Origin of the sequence: Galbibacter pacificus (assembly GCF_029603165.1) — a bacterium.
Lineage (GTDB): Bacteria > Bacteroidota > Bacteroidia > Flavobacteriales > Flavobacteriaceae > Galbibacter > Galbibacter pacificus.
Genome location: NZ_JAQSVC010000020.1, coordinates 1 through 646, shown reverse-complemented (window position 1 = coordinate 646; position 646 = coordinate 1). Strand labels below are relative to the sequence as shown.

Genomic DNA, 646 nt, shown 5'->3' with positions numbered 1-646 from the left:
CTGCCAAAGGAAAATTTAGTGTTGAGCGTGGAAGGGACCTATAAGATCAGCAATAATCTTGACGTGTTCGCCGAATATGCCTCAAGTGCCCTTACACAGGATTTACGGGCTCAGGATGGGAGCGGTGGCAAAGGCGGCCTTGCAGGTTTGTTGTTCAACGGTAAAACGTCTACCGAATATCATACGGCATTACGGGCCGGTATGAACTATACGTTCGACCAATCCTCCGTAGGGGTCGCCTACGAGCGTATCGACCCCGGGTACGAAACTTTAGGGTCTTATTATTTCAACAACGATTTTGAAAATATCACCCTCAACGGGGCAACGGCGCTCTTGGACAACCTTTTGAACCTTACGTTTAACGTTGGGTACCAAAGGGACGATTTAAACAACAAAAAAGACAATGCCACTAGCCGAATGGTGGGGTCGGTGAACGCAACGGCCAATGTGAACGAGCGATTGAGCATTACCGGATCGTACTCCAATTTCAGGACCTTTACCAATGTAAAGGTGAACCAGTTTGACAATATCAACGACGATAGTTTGTTGGATAACAACCTGGATACCCTTGATTACAAACAGCTCTCGCAAACGGCCATGCTGGGGATAAACTATGTAATATCCCAAAAAGAGAACCTGCAGCAAA

The 646-nt window shown here is 46.7% G+C and carries 1 pseudogene; it reads left to right on the top strand.

Going from position 1 to position 646, the window contains the following annotated elements:
• Nucleotides 1-646, top strand: a pseudogene (locus PSF86_RS17750) (hypothetical protein); the annotation flags it as partial.